General features: G+C 38.1%; 13 protein-coding genes. 5 read left to right on the forward strand and 8 right to left on the reverse strand.

Features of this window, described 5'->3' with window-relative positions:
- The first annotated feature begins 27 nt into the window (after positions 1–27).
- Positions 28–2,028, forward strand: a complete 2,001-nt coding sequence (locus ACFOOI_RS15965) for a plastocyanin/azurin family copper-binding protein (protein WP_379839023.1) — start codon at positions 28–30, stop codon at positions 2,026–2,028.
- 66 nt (positions 2,029–2,094) lie between these two features.
- Here ACFOOI_RS15965 and ACFOOI_RS15970 read toward each other — a convergent pair whose 3' ends face one another.
- From ACFOOI_RS15970 to ACFOOI_RS15980, 3 genes are read right to left on the reverse strand one after another with little or no spacing between them, the layout of a single operon-like run.
- Positions 2,095–3,006 (reverse strand): glycosyltransferase family 2 protein, encoded by a 912-nt coding sequence (locus tag ACFOOI_RS15970; protein ID WP_379839024.1) that lies wholly within the window; start codon positions 3,004–3,006, stop codon positions 2,095–2,097.
- A gap of 3 nt (positions 3,007–3,009) precedes the next feature.
- On the reverse strand, positions 3,010–4,173 hold the full coding sequence (locus ACFOOI_RS15975) for a DegT/DnrJ/EryC1/StrS family aminotransferase (RefSeq protein ID WP_379839025.1): 1,164 nt from the start codon (positions 4,171–4,173) through the stop codon (positions 3,010–3,012).
- Positions 4,174–4,185: 12 nt separating this feature from the next.
- The gene (locus ACFOOI_RS15980; protein ID WP_379839026.1) at positions 4,186–5,295 is read right to left on the reverse strand and encodes a glycosyltransferase family 4 protein; all 1,110 of its coding nucleotides are present in this window, start codon (positions 5,293–5,295) and stop codon (positions 4,186–4,188) included.
- Positions 5,296–5,867: 572 nt separating this feature from the next.
- Between ACFOOI_RS15980 and ACFOOI_RS15985 the strand changes: the two genes are divergently transcribed.
- Positions 5,868–7,505: a glycoside hydrolase family 43 protein gene (locus ACFOOI_RS15985; protein WP_379839027.1), complete on the forward strand. Its 1,638-nt coding sequence runs from the start codon at positions 5,868–5,870 to the stop codon at positions 7,503–7,505.
- Positions 7,506–7,620: 115 nt separating this feature from the next.
- Positions 7,621–8,064: a lipocalin family protein gene (locus ACFOOI_RS15990; RefSeq protein ID WP_379839028.1), complete on the forward strand. Its 444-nt coding sequence runs from the start codon at positions 7,621–7,623 to the stop codon at positions 8,062–8,064.
- A gap of 1 nt (position 8,065) precedes the next feature.
- On the opposite strand, the gene ACFOOI_RS15995 is transcribed toward ACFOOI_RS15990, so the two are convergent.
- From ACFOOI_RS15995 to ACFOOI_RS16005, 3 genes are all read right to left on the reverse strand, one after another.
- Positions 8,066–9,490 carry a N,N-dimethylformamidase beta subunit family domain-containing protein gene (locus ACFOOI_RS15995; RefSeq protein WP_379839029.1) on the reverse strand — a complete coding sequence of 475 codons (1,425 nt, stop codon included), beginning with the start codon at positions 9,488–9,490 and terminating at the stop codon, positions 8,066–8,068.
- A gap of 161 nt (positions 9,491–9,651) precedes the next feature.
- Positions 9,652–10,491, reverse strand: a complete 840-nt coding sequence (locus ACFOOI_RS16000; protein ID WP_379839030.1) for a sulfotransferase domain-containing protein — start codon at positions 10,489–10,491, stop codon at positions 9,652–9,654.
- Positions 10,484–11,410, reverse strand: a complete 927-nt coding sequence (locus ACFOOI_RS16005; RefSeq protein ID WP_379839031.1) for a hypothetical protein — start codon at positions 11,408–11,410, stop codon at positions 10,484–10,486. Before ACFOOI_RS16005 ends, ACFOOI_RS16000 begins: the two co-directional genes overlap by 8 nt.
- A 100-nt stretch (positions 11,411–11,510) precedes the next feature.
- Here ACFOOI_RS16005 and ACFOOI_RS16010 point away from each other — a divergent pair, with 100 nt between their 5' ends.
- The gene (locus ACFOOI_RS16010; RefSeq protein ID WP_379839032.1) at positions 11,511–13,331 is read left to right on the forward strand and encodes an asparagine synthetase B family protein; all 1,821 of its coding nucleotides are present in this window, start codon (positions 11,511–11,513) and stop codon (positions 13,329–13,331) included.
- Here ACFOOI_RS16010 and ACFOOI_RS16015 read toward each other — a convergent pair.
- Both ACFOOI_RS16015 and ACFOOI_RS16020 read right to left on the reverse strand, forming a co-directional pair.
- Positions 13,328–13,474, reverse strand: coding sequence for a hypothetical protein (locus ACFOOI_RS16015; RefSeq protein ID WP_379839033.1), 147 nt, complete (start codon positions 13,472–13,474; stop codon positions 13,328–13,330). The two genes, ACFOOI_RS16010 and ACFOOI_RS16015, sit on opposite strands and share 4 nt — an antisense overlap.
- A gap of 171 nt (positions 13,475–13,645) precedes the next feature.
- Positions 13,646–14,371: an NUDIX hydrolase gene (locus tag ACFOOI_RS16020; protein ID WP_379839034.1), complete on the reverse strand. Its 726-nt coding sequence runs from the start codon at positions 14,369–14,371 to the stop codon at positions 13,646–13,648.
- Between the two features lie 414 nt (positions 14,372–14,785).
- On the opposite strand from ACFOOI_RS16020, the gene ACFOOI_RS16025 reads away from it, so the two are divergent.
- Positions 14,786–18,550 (forward strand): ThuA domain-containing protein, encoded by a 3,765-nt coding sequence (locus ACFOOI_RS16025; protein ID WP_379839036.1) that lies wholly within the window; start codon positions 14,786–14,788, stop codon positions 18,548–18,550.
- The last annotated feature ends 276 nt before the right edge of the window (positions 18,551–18,826 follow it).

The raw sequence follows: 18,826 nt of genomic DNA on the forward strand, positions 1-18,826 counted from the left end.
AAGCTTTTTGAAATAATATTGAAAACAATGAAAATCTTAAATATATCCATCTGTGTTTTGTGTAGCGTGGTTTTTGCTTTTGGGCAAAATAAACTAAAGACAGAAGAAAATTATTATAAAATAGTTACTGTGCCTGTACCGGCAGGCATTGACCTTGAGGTAGGCGGCGTGGCCGTTATGCCAGACGGAAAAGTGGCCGTCAGCACCAGAAAGGGTGATGTCTGGATGATCTCAAACCCATATATGTATAATGGCTCATTGCCAACATTTAAGCGTTTTGCTTCGGGTTTGCATGAACCTTTGGGTTTGGCATATATCGACAATAAACTGTGGGCTACCCAAAGGGGCGAAGTAACCATCATTACGGACGAGGATAAAGATGGCGTAGCGGATAAATATCAGGCATTTTATAAGTTTCCCCTGTCGGGTAATTACCACCAATATTCGTATGGGCCGGTTCAGTTGCCAGATGGCGACATGATTTTTACCTTAAATGTAGACTGGATAGGTAAAGGAGGTAGCTTAACCAAGTGGAGAGGCTGGATGCTAAAGATTTCGCCAGATGGCAAAATGACGCCTTGGGCTACAGGACTTAGGTCGCCAGCTGGTTTTGTGGCATTAAGAAATGGGGATATTTTTTACGGAGAAAACCAAGGTGACTGGGTAGGTTCGGGCAGAGTTACGCATTTAGAAAAAGGAGATTTTGCGGGGAATGTAGCCGGTTTGGCATGGACAGGAGAGCCAGGTTCGCCGCTAAAACTAAAGGTGGAAGATGTGATAGATTCAGGTGAGCCGATGTATAAAGTGGCTAAAAGTATGCCAGACCTAAAAGTGCCAGCGGTTTGGTTTCCGCATACTTTAATGGGAATCTCAACTTCTGATATTTTAGAAAACGCCAACAATACTAACTTCGGGCCTTTCGAAAATCAATGTTTTGTGGGTGACCAGGGGCATAGCAAAATCATGCGAATGACTTTAGAGAAAATTGACGGCGTATATCAAGGAGCGTGTTATGCGTTTAGAGAAGGTTTCCAGTCGGGTATTTTGCGTTTACGTTGGGGACTTGACCAGTCTATGTTTGTGGGTATGACAAGCCGCGGATGGTCATCTACAGGAAAAGACAATTTTGGCTTACAGCGATTGGTTTGGACAGGCGAAACACCTTTCGAAATAAAAGAAATAAAGTCAATGCCTGATGGTTTTGAATTAAACTTTACGAAAGAAGTTGACCCAAAAACCTTACAAGATCCCGAAAGCTATGTGTTGAATAGTTTTAATTACAAATACCACCATATTTATGGTAGTCCGGTTATTAATTTACAAAAAAGAGTGCTCAAGGCAGTGAAAGTTTCTGACGATAAATTGTCGGCAAGAATCGTTTTGGATTCTTTGATTTTAGGAGAAATTTATGAAATACGTTTGCCAGGAGTAAAAAACACCGAAGGCGAAAATCTGCTACATGATTTTGGATATTATACCTTAAACAGAATCAATAAAGCTCCAGCCACAATAGACGCAGAAAAATATAAAGTAGCTGAGGTAAAAGCGGTAGACCACAGCATGCACGCAGGCATGAAAATGGGCTCGGGTGATATGGCACCAGCCAAACCAAGTGTAAAAAGACAAAACACAATGCCAGAAGAGTGGAATGGCAAGGCAGACCAGACGATTTCGATAGGTACTAAGCCTGGCTTGAAGTTTAATGTCTCAAACATTCAAGTAAAGGCGGGTTCAAAGGTGAAATTAACCTTTAATAACAACGACGATATGCTGCATAATATGCTTATCGTAAAGCCTGGCACAGTAGAAAAGGTGGGTATGAAAGCGTTTGATATGGGTCTTGAGGCAGAGAAAAATGCCTATGTGCCGGATTTAAACGAGGTGCTCTTCCATACATGGATTTTACAGCCAGAAAGCTCCGAGACCATCTATTTCACTGCACCAGAGAAACCAGGCAAATACACTTTTGTGTGTACATTTCCTGGACATTACACGCTTATGCAGGGTACTATCACGATTGTGAAATAAGCAGATTTTGTTTCTATAGATAAAGCCAAACATTCAGATTGAGTGTTTGGCTTTTATTTTTATGCTTTATTCTTTCCAAAACTTAACCGGGCGTGTTTTGAATTTTACTTTCCAGCGGTCAATCCATTTTTTAAACTTTAGGAAGTTCGTTTCTTCTGGGTCAGGCAAATACCCCAAGAACTCTGTACCTATTTTTAAATAATTATTAAAAAAAGTATTGCTGCTTAGGCCCCACTTTAATATAAACTCGCTTCTGCCATCATTTCTTTTTACACGGCCGGTGCTTCTGCTTCCAAAATGATACGCTCGGCTGGCACTTACGCCTTTGTAGTACCTGATACCATAGTGCCACAGTTTAATCATAAAGTCTGGGTCCGAGTACATGCCCGGCGAAAACTCAGGACTAAGGCCACCCACAGCTCTGTAAACCATAGTTGGCAATACCATCGGGTACCATTGGCTGCCGTTCCAGTCTTCTTTCGGGTAGCTTTTATATTCAGAAAGAAAAAGCTCCTCGTCAAACTCAGATGGGTGAAAACCGAAGTTTTTGTTCGGAATAATACACGATATGCCCTTGTCTGTTGGCTCTATCATGGTGCTACTTATGCACCATTTTTCGTCCGGCATTTTTTTGATTTCAGCCAAAAGTAGCTCGTCCCAGTCTGGGCATAAGTAGAGGTCGTCATCTATAAAAACCAAATAGGGGCTATCAGCCATGTGACTGGCTAGGTTAAAGCCATAGCACACGCCACAGTTTTCAGAACTATACGAATAACTAATCTCTTTTTGTTCTTTTATCCATTCTAAGCTACCGTCTTTGCCTTCATTTATATGTACAATAATCTGGTGCTTGTGCACGCTGTTTTTGTAAATACTCTGAACTACAAATTTAAGGTAGTCCAAGTTGTTCCAACTCGGAATCAAAATAGTAAAAACAGGCTCAAAAGAAATTTCTTTTTTTTGACAATCGTAGATCATTCCTTACCAGCCTTTTTTGATAATGTCTGCAATGTACCTTACATGCTCCTCGGTTACTTTAGCATGAAGCGGAAGCACGATATAACGTTCTTCTATGTAATCCATTTTTGGGAATTTGCCCACTTCTCGACCACCAAAAATAGTGTATCTGTCGTTTCTGTAGTGTACCTGACCTGACTCAATACCATTTTTTCTCAGGTGAAGCATTAGGTCTTCTCTGCGGTCTACTTCGGCTGTTAGCAGCCAAGCCGCATGCTCGCGGTCGTGATATTCTTTTCCTATAACTCTAATACCTTCTACGCCTTCAAGGCATTTTACGTATAGTTTATAAATATTTTGTCTATGAGCCAAATGGTCGTCAAATTCTGATATTCCGGCCAAACCGATACTGGCTGCAATGTCTGTCATTTGGTATTTGTACCCAATTTCGGTTATATCATTTTCCCAAATTCCCTTTTGTTTGCTGCTGCGATCTATACCAAACCATCTAATTCTTTTGCCTTTTTCTACAAGTTCAGGGTCTTTGATTACCAACATGCCGCCATCACCTGTGGTTAGGTGTTTTATGGCTTGGAAAGAAAACATTGTGAAGTCACTTTGGCTACTAATTATTTGGCCTTTATACGTGGCTCCTAGTGCGTGAGCGGCATCTTCTATGATTTTAATATCGTGCTCTTTGCCTAGGTCCCAAAGCTCTTGCATGTCGCAAGGCAAACCGCCATAGTGCACACAAACGATAGCTTTTGTTTTAGATGTGATTAAACTTCTTACGTGTTCTACGTTTATGTTTAGGTTGTCGTCTACATCGGCAAATACGATTTTGACGCCCATGTACAAGAACGGGATATTGGTGGCCGTACACGTAAAAACTGGAGCTATAACTTCGTCTCCCTCTTCTAGACCTGCTAAAATATATGCAAGGTGAAGTGCATCGGTACCAGAGCCAACAGCCAGTGCTTTGCATGGATTACTAAACTTTTCTTCAAACTGCCTTTCAAACTCTTCCACTTTGGGGCCTTGGCCAATCCATCGTGTATTTAACACTTCCGCCACTGCAGTTGCAGCGTTTTTGGGAATGTTGGGATAAAACAAAACAATACCCTCGTTAGGTGCCATTATAGGCAACTCATTCATAGGGGTTTCTTTAACGGCCATTTCTAATGACATAGGGGGTAATAATTATAGTGTACTATATAGTTTATGTATTTGTTCTGCTATCTTTTTATCATCAAATTTTTCTAAATGTTTGGGGGCGTTATTTTTTAATGTTTGGTGTAATGTTTTATCTTCTAATAATAATTTGAGTTGTTCTGTTATGGCAGAAATATCCTCAGGGTTTACATAAAGTGCAGCATCTCCTCCGGCTTCTTCTAGGCAAGAACCTGTGGCTGCCAAAACTGGCACTCCTGCTCTAAGTGCCTCTAAGACCGGTATTCCAAATCCTTCAAAAATTGAGATGTAAACCGCAAACTGAGCATTTTGATATAATGCCACTAGCTCATCATTGTCCACATTTCCGAGAATATGTATGTTTTGCTTGTCTTTTATGTAGTTCTCTAATTCAGTTTTGTATTCTTTTCCTCTTCCTACAATTACCAAATCCACGTCGTCTGTTTTGAGTGCATCAAATGCTTTGGCAAGGTTTATTTGGTTTTTTCGAGGCTCAATAGTTCCAACACAGATGATGTACTTTTTCTTTAGTTTATATCTTTCAACCACATCGTATTTTAGCTCTGATTTTAAACCAAACCTTGGGTGGCAGTTTTGATAAATGACACTGATTTTCTCAGGTGAAATGTCATAAAATTCAACTAGGTCACTTTTGGTTTTTTCGCTTATGGCAATTATCCTGTCTGCGTTTTTGGCAGCATACTTAAACTTGAAATTATAAATCAGCCTATCTAAGGGTTTATACCAATTTGGGAATCGTAAAAAAATTAAATCATGAATGGTTACTACTGTGCTGACATTCGTGTTTTTTAGGCCAAAAGGTATTTCGTTTGAAAGCCCATGAAAAATATGTATCTGTTTTTCTTCAAAATCTTTTTTGATACCCCAACTTCTCCATAAAAACCGGAGGCTCTTATCTTTCGGCGTGATTATAAAGTTTTGAGAATCGGCTTTATATTTTTCGGTTTCTTTTGGTGCAAACAAATAATATTGAAAATCAGGCACATAGGTAGTCAGAATATCAATTAGATACCTGCTGTAATTGCCAAGGCCCGTGTTGTTTTGAAAAGCTCTTTTTGCATCAAAACCGACTTTCATTTCCTGCTTTTTGTTTTTCATTTTTATGTAACTAACAAATGTATTTCTTTGAACTTAAATTTGGCTTAATATCTATAAAAAAATATTTTTTACATGCAAAATTGTACTTTTCATCTACGATAAAAAACGTTTTAGTATAATTCTGCGTACAAGGTTTTTCGTTCTAATTAGAATAAAATTTTCTAATAAAGGTTGGAAAAATTTTAATGCTGGAATAGAAAATATTTTTAGGAAGATTGTTTTTCATTAGAATTGTAGAGTTTAAATCCATCCCAAAATGGCATGATTTCAACTCTTTAGTTAAAGGTAATTCTTTCAACGATTAAAGTTGATTTATCTATTTAGTGTAGCAATATGGCTAGGTTAAGTAAGTAGTATAAAAAAACTGACTTTTAAAGATGTAAGGAAAATAAGGTACAAATTTTTATTTTCTTTTAATTTCTAAAAATATGCCTATTCGAAAATAATACTAAGTTTTGAGTGTTTTTTTGATACATTTATGCTTGTTTGTGATAAATAAAGAGAGTTGAATGCCTCTTTGTTTTTCGTATTTTTAAAAACTATATCTTTTTATAATTCAACCATAAAATAAAATGTCACATAAGTTTATAGCATTACTATTTTTATCTATTGGGGTGCTTTTTAATTCCAACGCACAAAATAATACGAATATTTCTAAAGTTTGGGTGTCTGATTTGGGAAACGGAACGTATAAAAATCCTGTGCTTAACGCAGATTATTCGGATGCCGATGCCTGTAGAGTAGGAGATGATTTTTATTTGACGGCTTCTAGTTTTGATGCCGTTCCTGGTCTTCCGGTTTTACATTCCAAAGACCTAGTAAACTGGACATTAATAGGTCACGCACTAAAACGCCAACCTCCTTTTGAGCATTTTTCTAAAAATCAGCACGGAAATGGGGTTTGGGCTCCAGCCATTCGTTTTCATAAAGGCGAGTTTTATATCTATTATCCTGACCCTGACTTTGGTATTTATGTAGTTAAGGCCAAAGACCCCAAAGGCGAATGGTCGGAACCAATTTTGGTTGAAGGAGGACAAGGTTTAATAGACCCCTGCCCACTTTGGGACGAGGACGGCAAAACTTATTTAGTACACGGTTGGGCGGGAAGCAGAGCAGGTATCAAGAGTATTTTGACCATAAAAGAAATGAATGCCGAAGGCACCAAAGTGCTTGATCAAGGGGTGATTGTGTATGATGGGCATGAACTAGACCCAACCATAGAAGGGCCTAAAATATACAAACGAAACGGGTTTTATTATTTATTCGCTCCTGCCGGAGGAGTTTCTACAGGCTGGCAGGTAGTTTTGCGTTCTAAAAACATCTATGGGCCTTACGAGCGTAAAGTAGTAATGGACCAAGGCACTACCAAAATAAACGGCCCTCACCAAGGTGCATGGGTAGACACGGGTAAAGGCGAAGACTGGTTTTTGCATTTTCAAGACAAAGAAGCCTATGGCCGTGTGATACATTTGCAGCCAATGAAATGGGTAAACAATTGGCCTGTAATAGGCACCGATGCTGACAATGATGGCAAAGGCGAGCCCGTGTTAGTTTATAAAAAGCCAAATGTTGGTAAAACCTATCCGATAGCTACGCCGATAGAGTCTGATGAGTTTAATAGCATAAAACTAGGCTTACAGTGGCAGTGGCAAGCTAATCCAAAAGGAACTTGGTTGACCACCAGCAATCTTGGTTTTTTGAGGCTTTACTCCGATAAAATCCCTGACTATGCCAAAAACCTATGGGAGACACCCAACGTGCTGATGCAGAAGTTTCCGGGAGAGGAGTTCTTGGTTACTACTAAGCTTGCTTTTAGCCCTAACTCCAAATTGGAAGGGGAAAAAACGGGCTTGGTAATAATGGGAATGAGCTATGCAAACATTGGACTAAAATCTACGAAAGACGGTGTGAACTTGGTATACACCACCTGTGAAAAAGCATCTGATAATTTACCTGAAAAAGAAACTGTGATTTCAAGTGTCGATAAAAATTCGCCGGTGTATCTTCAAGTGGAGGTTCGTGCGGGTGGAAAATGTCAATTCAGGTATAGTTTAGATGGAAAGACTTTTCAAAATGCAGGGGCAGAATTTACGGCTGTAGTAGGAAAATGGATTGGAGCTAAAGTTGGCATTTTTTGTACAAGAAACACCCAAATTAATGACTCCGGATATGCTGATTTTGATTGGTTTAGGGTTGAAGGGCTAAAGTAAATTGGGGCGGTGTGATACGTTATTTGATTTTGTTTATCTAACTTTATGTTGTGTTTATTAATTGGCAGCAAAATTGAGATATAAACACAAATAGCATACATAATTCACCTAAAACATGACCACCAAAAGCCTTTATTTTGCCTTACTTATTTTGCTTTTTTTTAGTTGCCAAAAAGAAGAAGTTCCTTCTGAAACCGCATTGGGCATTTTGGGCAATTGGCAAATTGAAAATGCAATGACCGATGAGCCTGTCTCGTATAGTTTATGGGAGGTGCAAACGGCATTTAGCCCATGTTTGAAAGAGGCTGTTTTTACTTTTGATCAAAACAAAAAGTTTACTGAAATCGAACCTTTAAACTGTAAATCCAGCTTTTTAGGCTTGCCACTGACTGGAACATATAAGATAAACGAAGTAGATTCAACTTTGCAGGTTATTGATGCTACCAATCAGGCCTTTTCGGGTAAGTTAAAACTGGTCGACAATAAAATGCTATGGAAGCTTACTGTTCTTATCGAAAATAACAAAACGCCATTAAATATTACGTTTATTAAAAAATAAGCTATTGAATTACTGGCATTGAGTAGTCATAGTTTTTAAGTAAAAAATCTATCGAGTTTTCAGTGATAGTTTGGAGCCTGCTTACCTTCAAAATCTCATTGCACCAGTTAGAACTACTCATGTTTAATATCAGCCCTGAGGTGGACTTCTTTTTCATAATAATAAACAATGCGATGTTGTAGTTATTGTTTATTACACCATAGTCGGGTCTTGCATAGTCCCAGCCCAATATGTCTACTTTGTAGAACTTTGTTGCAGAGTTATCGTAAACGGGTACCGAGCCAAACTTGGCAGTAGAAACAAACTTCACTTTGGCTCCATCATATTCTATTGCATTATGGATAAGGGTGTCATTCATGGCCAAGTTTGTGTTTTTGAAAATAGGAAAATCTGGCTGAATGATTTTGTATCCCGTAAAGCCTTTCGGGTCTCCGGCTCTAATTGTAATATAACCTCCCGAAGTATAAAAGTTTAAGCCAATGGAGTTCAATTCGTTATACTTTAAAGTGGCTGCTTCCCATCTATCTGTTTTTAGAAGTGGGTCAGTAGTGGGGTCAGCACTTTGGGCGTCGTATTTGTAGCAGGTAAGTTGCTGCTTAGCGGTGCTAAATCTAGTTTGCCAATACATGGTGTTTCCTGTTAGCATTAGAGCATTTTTGCCATTGTCTATAAACTTATCGAAGGTTTCTCTGGCCGGGCGGGTCCAATATTCGCTGTGGCCGGCAATCACCATCATGTTATATTTTTTAATGTTTTCGTAGTCCTGCATTTCGTCGTCACATGCAAAATCTACTTTATATCCTTTTGATAAGATCCATTGATAAAACGGAATTGGATTACCATTCTCTGCTATTTTCCAAGGACGCTGCGTAGACAATACTCTTGCTCTAACTTGGTGCGATGGCAAATAATAGCTCATTCCTCCACTGTTATTATACGCAATGTCGTTGTGACTCGGGTGAACAATTAAAAAGTCACCTTGAATTGGTCCCGTGTTTTTTACTAAAAAAGGAATTTTGTTGGCAATAAAATAGATGCCACTTTTAAGGCTTTTGGGTATTGTAAATGTAGCGGTAGGAATGTACCCAAATCCATTCAAATAAGGCTCTACGGTGGCTACTTTTTGAGTAGAGAGGGAAATTTTTATGGCGTCTACAATTTTGCCATTTACATTATATATGCCTAAAAATTGAGAGTCAGCTTTAGTTTTTGAATTTACAAAAATGGTGGCAGTTTCACCTTGGCCAAACGAAAATTTATTGAAATAGCCATCAATTACCAATGAGTCCGCAACGGGATAGTTTGTGTCTACAATAATGGCCTTTTCTATGGGAACTACTACATCTAGTTTTTCTTTTTTACATGAAAAAATCAACGCACTAATTGTCAAAATACCAATATACTGGAAGTAGATTTTTATAGTCATATAATAAAAAGAATATGCGTTTTACTTTTGATTTAACCTGCAAATCAACTTAATAAAATCTATATTTTCTTTAAAAGACTTTTTTTTATTTTTAAGCGTGTACGTTAGCTTGTAAGTGTTTAGAAATGAGGTTTTTATGTAAAATAAAAAAATCAAGGTTTTTAGTCTTCCCAATAACCAAAATACTTCATCATGGGCTCGTTGGCAGTTTTGATTTTTTGTATTTGCTCTTTGGTGAGTTCTTCTCGCCATGACCCTACATTTCCTTTTCTAAAAAACGCCACCGAGTCTATTGGTTTTTCTTTAAAGCCTTTTTCTTTTTCTTTTTTTTGTAGTTTTTCAAATTCCGTTTCCGCTATTGCATTTCGTATTTGCTCTTCTGAATATGTAAGGCCCATTGCCTTTAGTGCATCTGAAAAAACTAAAAATGGCTTTGTTTTTAAGTCTTCGTATTTTACAAAATGAACCGGAAACTTTGGTTTTGACAGCCAGCTCTCCACGTGCATGTTCCATGAGCCGAGCGGCTGATGAAACTGAGTACTAGCAGAAGATTTTCTCTTAATAAAAGCCCCATTCGGGTTTGTAATATATTTTTCTATGGTTTGGTCTACATTAAGCCCTACATGGTTTGCTAAAGAAAGTGTAACATCCAAAGGATTTCTGATAAGATAAATGGCAACTTTTGTAGCTTCTTCGGGTATTAACGGTGTGTTATTTGAAAAAGTAAATGCATCGTGAATTTTGATGAATTTGGGTTTATCGGCAGTTTGAGAAAGGTAATTATAGACAATGCGTTGATATTCTTCTATTTGGTGTGGCAAAAGGTAGTCGGCATCCAAGTCGAGCGTTTTTTCTAATATTGCCTTATTCGAAAAAATCCCATCGGTATTCATTTTGTCGAGGTTAACCTCTGTACCAGTAGTCAGAGCAGTCAGAAACGACCTAAACCAAGTATTTCCGGATTTTGGGTATGAGGCCAACCAAATGATATTTTTATTCATCGCATTTTATAATTTGAGAAATAATTGCTTCAGAAAAACTATCAAAACTATCTATTCCTTTTGGTCTTGTGGCTGTCCATGCCGGTAAAATATTAGCAAACTGCGTAAGTTGCATAAACTGCAGGTTTTGTTTATTCATACCTGCCAGCCATTGAATACGGTAAATATTGTTACCTAAGTTTTGCATACATTTGGCAGGTGTAAGTTTTTCTATTTTTATATCAGATCCTGCTTCTTCCAAAAACACGATTCCAGACACTTCTACTTCTTCGGCATTAAACTCCTCGTGAAACGCAAACCCGAATTTATTTATTTCGGCATAAATCTGCTGCTTTTCATGCTCGCCAAACTTGCTTTGTTTCTCAATGGTGTTTTGCCAAAGTCTAATCATCGGATAAGATGCCTGAGCGTAGCACTTTTTGTTTTTTACTTTCAATATCGCGGTATCATCCGTAAACGGTTTGTATCCTTTTTGCTGCAACATCAGTGAGGTGGTAGACTTTCCGGTTCGAGAAGGAGCAGCAAATAAAATTACTTTTTTGGGTTCTGTAAACACACCTGAAACATGAAATGGAATAATATTTCTTTGAAATAAGGCAGCCGCTAAGCAGTTTGAATAAAAATAAAGCAATACTTCGTCCCAGTTTTCTGACAATGGCTCAATGATTATCTCTGTGCCGTTTGCTATATAGTACTTCCCTATTTTATCTATCTGATATTTCAGCTCGTTTTCGTTAAAGGTCGTAAACGGCTTTGTTTCTAATGGGGCCGAGGTGAGTGTTTCCGGAACTTTTCCTATGCGTACAGATATGGGGTTTACTGAGTTTTCAGCGTCATTGTCTAAAACGAGGGCAGGAAGTTCAATCTCCGAAATTAAAGGCAAGCCGTAGGCTTTGTAGTTATAAGGCATTTTATTCATAATAGTCGGCACAAAATTACTATTCTATTTCAATACTTAGGCAAGCATTGTACTGTATCTTTGAATCTAAATAAAACCTAATAAATTTCAGTCAGAAGCTATGTCTCATTTTTTTGGATGTATAAACATTAACACAATTGAGAATCCGAGTGAAATTGGGCAAAAGATGAAAACTGCTGTTTCATTTTTTAAGGCCGATGCTCAAAGCGAATATACTGACAATCAGGTTTATATGTGTAATATGGTTTTGCATAACACCATCGAAAGCCAATGTGTGGCAGGACTCACAGAAAACGAGCGTTTTGTTTTGGCGGCGAGCTGTAGGTTAGATAACCGAGAAGCACTCTTTCAAAAATTAAATCTAACGGGTAATGTTTTTGGTAAAAATGCGATTTCCGACCAAGAGCTTATTTTGATTTGCTTTGAAAAATACGGAGAAGCGTGTGTGCAATATTTGATAGGTGACTTTTCATTTGTAATCTGGGATAAGGTACATCATAGGACCTTTATGGCAAAAGACCAAATGGGAATCCGAGCCTTGTTTTATTTAAAAAACAAAAACTTTCTGCTGTTTTCTACTAGCGTTTCTGTTATCAAAGCCGCTTTTGATGCCCCTTTAAAAATCAATGATTTGTATGTAGCGTACAATTTAAAACAAATATCACCACCCGTAGAGCTTACTTTTTTTGAGGATATTTTACGACTAAAACCTGCTCATTTTATATTTTTTGAGCGTAATGAGTCTGTTTTGGTTGAAAAGAAATATTGGGAGTTGAAAACCAAATCATTAACAGGATTTAAATCCGACGAATCCCGACTAAATGAGCTCCGAAGGCTTTTTGAAATAGCGGTTTCTTGTAGAATAAGAACAACCAAAAACGTGGGTTGCCAACTCAGCGGAGGTTTAGACTCTTCGGTTATTACGGTCAAAGCTTCGCAGATAATTGACAAAGAAAGACTGCATACTTTTTCTTTTGTTTTGAATGAAAAAACGAAGGCTTTCTCCAAAAACGGAATTGACGAACAAGAAACCCAAAACCTAATCATAGATTTTGCGTCATTAAAAAAGGAGAACCATCATGTTATTGAGGAACATCGTTTTAAAGATGTTTTTGAAGAATTAGAACATACAAACCTGATTATGGGAGGGTATGCAGACTCAGATTCAATATGGCAAGATACCATGTTTCAAAAAGCCAAAGAACAAGGAGTTGGCGTATGTTTGAGTGGTTTCCCGGGAGATGAATGTGTGTCCAATTCAGGGCAATATTACCACTTTAGTTTTTTGCACGATTTTAACCTAAAGAAAGTACTTGGCTTTATCAAAGATTTTAAACTAAGGGCTCTTAAGCGAATTTTCATGTATTATGTTTTTAAAGCCAAGGGGACATTGAAGCCAGGTAATGATAAAACTTTAGAAGGGAGGGTGTTTTTAGCTCCAAAATCCAAGTTTGATTTTGCTGTAAAGAACAAAGCGTTTACTTTTTATCCGACTTTTGAAGAATACCTTTTTACTTATGTTTGCCGACCTCATACTTGCCTTAGGACAGAGTCTGAGGGAGCGTATGCCTTATCTCATGGTATAGAGTCTGCCTACCCTTTGGCTGATATTAGACTGTTAGAGTTTGTGGTCAGTTTACCCGTAGAAATGTTTAAGCCAAAGCCTATGTCGCGGATGCTTTTTAGAAATATGTGCTTAGGTTTATTGCCCGAAAAAGTGAGGTTACAAAATAAAAACAACGGTGCATTAACTTTAGCGTTCGCAGAGTTTTGGAAGGAAAAGCAGTTGGAAGAGTTTAAAGAAATGGAATTTAAACATTTGGTCTTAAAACCAAAACAAGCACATGATATGCTTGATTTGGGTCAAAAAGGTAGTTTAATAAAGACCTACCAAATGGATTGGTTGCTTGAAAAAAATTAACTTCTACCTGCAGTTGACTCAGGAGTTAAGGGTATTGCACCACCTAAAATCTCCATTTCCTCCATTTTAGGCTCAATCCACTGCTTTTTTGTGGTTTTTTCAAGTTTTTGTTGTTCTTGATTTTGTAGGTTTTCTTTGTTCATGTATACTTCTATTAATGGTTTTTGTAAATGTATAAAAACTACTACTCAGTTCTTAATTTAAAATTGAAATTAATAGATATAAACTTATTCAGGATTATATGTGACTAACGAATACTTAAATGATTGTCAAAAACTTATCAAGCGGATACATTCAGGAGCACTCTATTTTTCTCACTTCAAAAACCGATACAAATACGGAGCTTTGTTTGCGGCACCCGTAAATTTTTTCTCTAGACGCTCCAGCACACCTAAGTCCAATATTTTCTTTTGAAAATTATTCCGGGCGAAAGGTTTGTCATAAATGGCTTCGTACAGTTCTTGTACTTCTCGCATGGTAAATGTGTCAGGTAGCAGGTTAAATCCAATAAGCTTTTGGTCTAGGTTTTGTCTCAGTGCCAATAGTGCCTTTTGAGCTATCAGGTTGTGGTCCATTATGAGTTTCGGTAGTTCAGATATTTCTACCCATTCCACACATTCATCTAGTTCTCCTTTTTTGGGTTTTACTTTGTCTATATCTACCAAAGCGTAATATCCAATAGAAACAAATCTGTTGGAAAGCCACTCAAAATCATTTTTAGAAAATCCTTTTTCAGTAAATGTTTCGTCATTCGTTTCGGGCATTTTGCCAAATAGGTCGTTGTTTGACCTATCGGTATTGCCAAACACATGAAACTGCTCAAGGAATATATCAGTTAGGCTCGTTCGCTCCTGCAATACTCGTTTTGCGGCATCGTCTATTCCCTCATTTTTTAGGATAAATCCGCCTGGTAGTGACCAGAAATCATTGCCAAAAACAATTTTAGAAATCAGTACTTTAAGTTTTTTGTCTTTGTAGCCAAATATTACACAGTCTACCGATAGCTGAGCGATGAAGTTTTGTGGCTGAAATTTTTTCATTCGTTTGGGGAGTTTCTTTATGGGTTTACAAAATTAAGCCAAAAGTCAATACAAAAAGCAGGCAGAAATGTAAATATTCGAACATAAAGTTAAATTATAATTCATTGTCTTAATATTAGACAATAAATAAAAAAAATGTATACTTTTGTGAAGTTCTATTTTTAAACACCATTTATTCAACCTTTTTTAAATCTAATAAAAGCCACTGGTTTCATCCTTTTTGATGATCTGTAATTCTATTGTACGCTGTTTTTTTACTGCAAATACATTTTTATAAATAGATATAGCAGGGCAAAAACAAAAAGACCTACAGGGTAGTAAGGCTAAATCTCAGAAAAGAAAGGCTCACCTTTTGCGGATAAAAATAGCACGGAAATAATGAATCAATATAACAATCATAACATATAAAATTTTATGGGGAATAAATTAAAAACAAGTATAGGACTGCTTTTGGTAGCGATTTTTGTCTTGCTTACTGCAAACAATCTTTTCGCTCAGACCAAACTAAACATTTTGGTTTTTAGTAAAACCGAAGGCTTTAGGCATCAATCTATCGAAGCTGGTAAGCCAGCCCTTGCCAAAATGGCCAAAGAGAAGGGTTTTACCGTAAGTTTCACTGAAGATGCCGCTCAGTTTACAGAAGCAAACCTCAAAAAGTTTAACGCCATAGTTTTTCTTAATACCACAGGTGACATCTTAAACAACGAACAGCAAAACGTATTTGAAAGATACATTCAAGCTGGGGGTGGATATGTGGGGATACACGCGGCTACAGATACCGAATACCAGTGGCCGTGGTACAATCAGCTGGCGGGAGCGTGGTTTTTAGACCATCCAATGCCAAACAACGTACAAAAAGGCAGATTCTATGTAACTCAAAAAGGTGTGTTTACCGAAGGGATGCCTGAGTCGTTTGAGCGTACAGACGAATTTTACAGCTATAAAAATATTTCCCCAAAAATAAACGTAGTGCTTAAGCTCGACGAGAAGTCATATCAAGGAGGAAAAAACGGTGACAATCACCCTATTTCTTGGTACCATGAGTTTAACGGCGGTCGTTCGTTTTATACCGGAATGGGCCATACAGATGAAACATTCTCGGAGCCACTTTTCTTAAATCACCTTTGGGCAGGTATCAAATATGCCGCTACAGGTGCTCCATTGGATTTCTCAAAATCTCGTCCGGAAGAGAATCGTTTTACGAAGGTGATTTTGGAAGAAAAACTCGACGAGCCTATGGAGTTGACCTTGTTAGACAAAGACCGCGTTTTGTTTATTCAGCGTAAAGGAGAAATTAGACTTTACAACAACAAAACTAAGCAGCTGAAAACTATTGCAAAATTACCGGTAAGTTTAAAATACGTAAGTGCAGAAGGTAAAGAAGCCGTAGCCGAAGACGGACTTTTGGGATTAAACAAAGATCCCAACTTTGCTACCAATCATTGGATTTATATGTATTATTCATCGGTAAAAGGTTCTTATAACCAACTTTCAAGATTTACAATGAAAGGCGACGAGATAGATTTAAGTTCTGAAATAGAAATGATTCAGGTGCCTACACAGCGTGAGGAATGCTGCCATACAGGTGGTTCAATAGCGTGGGACAGAGCCGGAAATATGTTTCTTTCTACCGGTGATAACACAAACCCACACGGCTCAAACGGATATAGCCCAAGCGACGAAAGACCGGGTAGGTCAGCATGGGATGCTCAAAAATCGTCGGCAAATACCAACGACCTTAGAGGTAAAATAATAAGAATTAAACCACAAGCAGATGGTTCTTATACCATACCCGAAGGAAACCTTTTTCCAAAAGGAATGGAAGGTACTAGACCCGAAATATACACGATGGGCCACCGTAACCCTTTCAGAATTTCTGTAGATCAAAAAACGGGCTTTTTGTATTGGGGCGAAGTAGGTCCAGACGCCTCTAAGCCAGATTCGCTTCGTGGGCCAGCTGGTCACGACGAGGTAGGGCAAGCACGTAAAGCAGGAAATTTTGGATGGCCACACTTTGTGGGGGATAACAAAGCTTACTATAAATATGATTTTGAAAACAACAAAACCCTAGAACTCTGGAATGCCAAATCTCCCATAAATACATCACCTAATAACACAGGATTAAAAGTATTGCCTCCGGCCGAAAAAGCGTTTGTATGGTATCCGTATGGCGATTCACCCGAGTTTCCTTTGGTAGGTAGTGGCGGTAGAAATGCCATGGCAGGGCCTGTTTTTTATTCGGATATGTTCAAAACTGCCGAAAGAGCTTTTCCGAAGTATTACAATGGAAAATTCTTTGAATATGAGTGGATGAGAGGTTGGATAATGGCCGTAACGCTTGATAAAGACGGCAACTACGAGTCTATGGAGCGTTTTATGCCGAGTTATAAGTTTAGCAATCCAATGGACATGGAGTTTGCAGAGAATGGAGATTTGTATATGTTAGAGTATGGCTCGGGTTGGTTTACTGCAAATGACGACGCCCGTCTTATCAGAATAGAATATAACGGAGGAAACCGAAAGCCTCAGATTCAGATGGCGGCAAACCAAATGGGTGGAGCTACGCCTTTCAATTTAAAGTTAAGTGCCAAAGGTACATTTGATGCCGACAGCGATGTGTTAAATTATTCTTGGAAAATAACCTCAAAAGAAGGTTTTGCGAAAGTGATTAACACCCAAGACGCGGCGGTTACACTTACCAAAAAAGGAACATATAAGGTCGTATTGACCGTAAATGATGGCAAAGGGGGCATTAATACCCAAGCTATGGAAGTTACCGCAGGAAATGAACCTCCAGTGTTAAGCCTAAATATGCCAAATAGCAATAAGTCGTTTTATGTGCCAAACCGTACGTTTGAATACGACATAAAAGTGAGCGACAAAGAAGACGGTAAGTTAGGAGAAGGAATTGAGCCTGAAAACGTGGCCGTGAATATCGATTACCTTTCGGAAGGGTTTGATAAAAACGTGATTTCTATGGGGCACCGCTCGGCAGATGCAAGTGCGGCTTTTGCTACAGGCAGAAAACTAATAGAAGGCAGTGACTGCATGGCTTGTCACAGCAAAGAGAAAAAATCTATCGGGCCAAGCTACCGCGAGGTTTCTACTAAATATAAAGGAGACAAAGGTGCCATAGAAACCTTAACCAAAAAGATAATATCAGGCGGAAGCGGCGTATGGGGAGAAACCTCCATGGCGGGTCATCCGCAATTGTCTACAAACGATGCCTCAGAAATGGTGAAATACATTTTGAATGTGGCCAATGAAGCTCCAAAAGCGAAGTCACTTCCTGTACAAGGAAAGTATGTAGCCAAAGCACCCGATAGCGACAAAAACAAAGGCGTGTATATCGTAAGAGCGGCCTATGAAGACCAAGGAGCAAACGGACTACCGGCACTGAAATCAGAGCAGACGTTTGTACTTAGAAACGCTAAAGTAGATGCTCATGGATTTGAGGATTATGTAGACATAAACAAAATGGCTTTCGGAGGAAATAATTTGGCAATTCCTGCTAAAAACGGAGCCTCAATGACTATGAAACAAATTGACTTGAGTGGCATCAAAGAGCTTCAAGTTTTTGCTACTGCACCAAAACCTCAGCTTAATGCCGTGGGAGGAAAAGTAGAAGTACGTTTAGGAAGTATTAGTGGCAAAAAACTTGGAGAGTCGGTGTTTTTAGAAGCAACTGATAAAATGGATTTCACGCCTAAAGTATTAACAGTTCCGTTTAATCTTTCGGGAATAGAAACCGATAAACTGCAAGATATTTATATCGTGTTTTTGAATCCAAAGTCAGAGGGTCAGTCACTAATGGTGATGATGGGAGCGGAGTTTAAAATGTATAACGAAGGCGAAGTGCCCGTGGTAGTGGAATCAAAAGCTCCAAGCGACTTCTTTGCAGGCAAATGGGCCGCCACCATTTTTGGAACACCCCAAGGCGATGCCGAAATGATTATGGATTTCACGCGTATTGACGGTAAACTGTCAGGAATTGTATCTGCCAAAGGTGTAAATGAAGCTACGGCAATTGATAAAATAGAAGAAACAGCTGAGAGCATAAAGCTTTTCTTCAAAATGGCAGGTTTTGACTTAAATGTAACCCTAACAAAAGACGACGACGACAGCCTATCAGGTAAAATGATGGGTATGTTTAAGACCGAAGCCAAGCGAGTAAAATAGGATCTATTGAACCCTGAATTTCTATAAATGTGTAAAGTATGCTAACTTCGGTTAGCATGCTTTTTTTGTTTAAACAAGTAAGCTTTTTACCAGTTTTAATCTTTAGTTAGAATACCTTGCTTACTATTTTTATTTAATTCAAAAAACATACAGAAAGATTGTTAAATTGGATATGAAAATAAAAATAAGATTAGATTTTGGAAAATTTGAGAAGGCGAAAGCCTCATTAAATAAGACTTGTTGGTATAATATTGACAAGAAAAATAAGCCTTAAAT

The organism is Lacihabitans lacunae (assembly GCF_042649125.1).
GTDB lineage: Bacteria > Bacteroidota > Bacteroidia > Cytophagales > Spirosomataceae > Leadbetterella > Leadbetterella lacunae.

What these genes read in the sequence shown, in the direction of transcription:
- ACFOOI_RS15965 (WP_379839023.1), top strand. Translation starts at nt 28, where the DNA reads ATGAAAATCTTAAATATATCCATCTGTGTTTTGTGTAGCGTGGTTTTT.
- ACFOOI_RS15970 (WP_379839024.1), bottom strand. Translation starts at nt 3,006, where the DNA reads ATGATCTACGATTGTCAAAAAAAAGAAATTTCTTTTGAGCCTGTTTTT.
- ACFOOI_RS15975 (WP_379839025.1), bottom strand. Translation starts at nt 4,173, where the DNA reads ATGTCATTAGAAATGGCCGTTAAAGAAACCCCTATGAATGAGTTGCCT.
- ACFOOI_RS15980 (WP_379839026.1), bottom strand. Translation starts at nt 5,295, where the DNA reads ATGAAAAACAAAAAGCAGGAAATGAAAGTCGGTTTTGATGCAAAAAGA.
- ACFOOI_RS15985 (WP_379839027.1), top strand. Translation starts at nt 5,868, where the DNA reads ATGTCACATAAGTTTATAGCATTACTATTTTTATCTATTGGGGTGCTT.
- ACFOOI_RS15990 (WP_379839028.1), top strand. Translation starts at nt 7,621, where the DNA reads ATGACCACCAAAAGCCTTTATTTTGCCTTACTTATTTTGCTTTTTTTT.
- ACFOOI_RS15995 (WP_379839029.1), bottom strand. Translation starts at nt 9,490, where the DNA reads ATGACTATAAAAATCTACTTCCAGTATATTGGTATTTTGACAATTAGT.
- ACFOOI_RS16000 (WP_379839030.1), bottom strand. Translation starts at nt 10,491, where the DNA reads ATGAATAAAAATATCATTTGGTTGGCCTCATACCCAAAATCCGGAAAT.
- ACFOOI_RS16005 (WP_379839031.1), bottom strand. Translation starts at nt 11,410, where the DNA reads ATGAATAAAATGCCTTATAACTACAAAGCCTACGGCTTGCCTTTAATT.
- ACFOOI_RS16010 (WP_379839032.1), top strand. Translation starts at nt 11,511, where the DNA reads ATGTCTCATTTTTTTGGATGTATAAACATTAACACAATTGAGAATCCG.
- ACFOOI_RS16015 (WP_379839033.1), bottom strand. Translation starts at nt 13,474, where the DNA reads ATGAACAAAGAAAACCTACAAAATCAAGAACAACAAAAACTTGAAAAA.
- ACFOOI_RS16020 (WP_379839034.1), bottom strand. Translation starts at nt 14,371, where the DNA reads ATGAAAAAATTTCAGCCACAAAACTTCATCGCTCAGCTATCGGTAGAC.
- ACFOOI_RS16025 (WP_379839036.1), top strand. Translation starts at nt 14,786, where the DNA reads ATGGGGAATAAATTAAAAACAAGTATAGGACTGCTTTTGGTAGCGATT.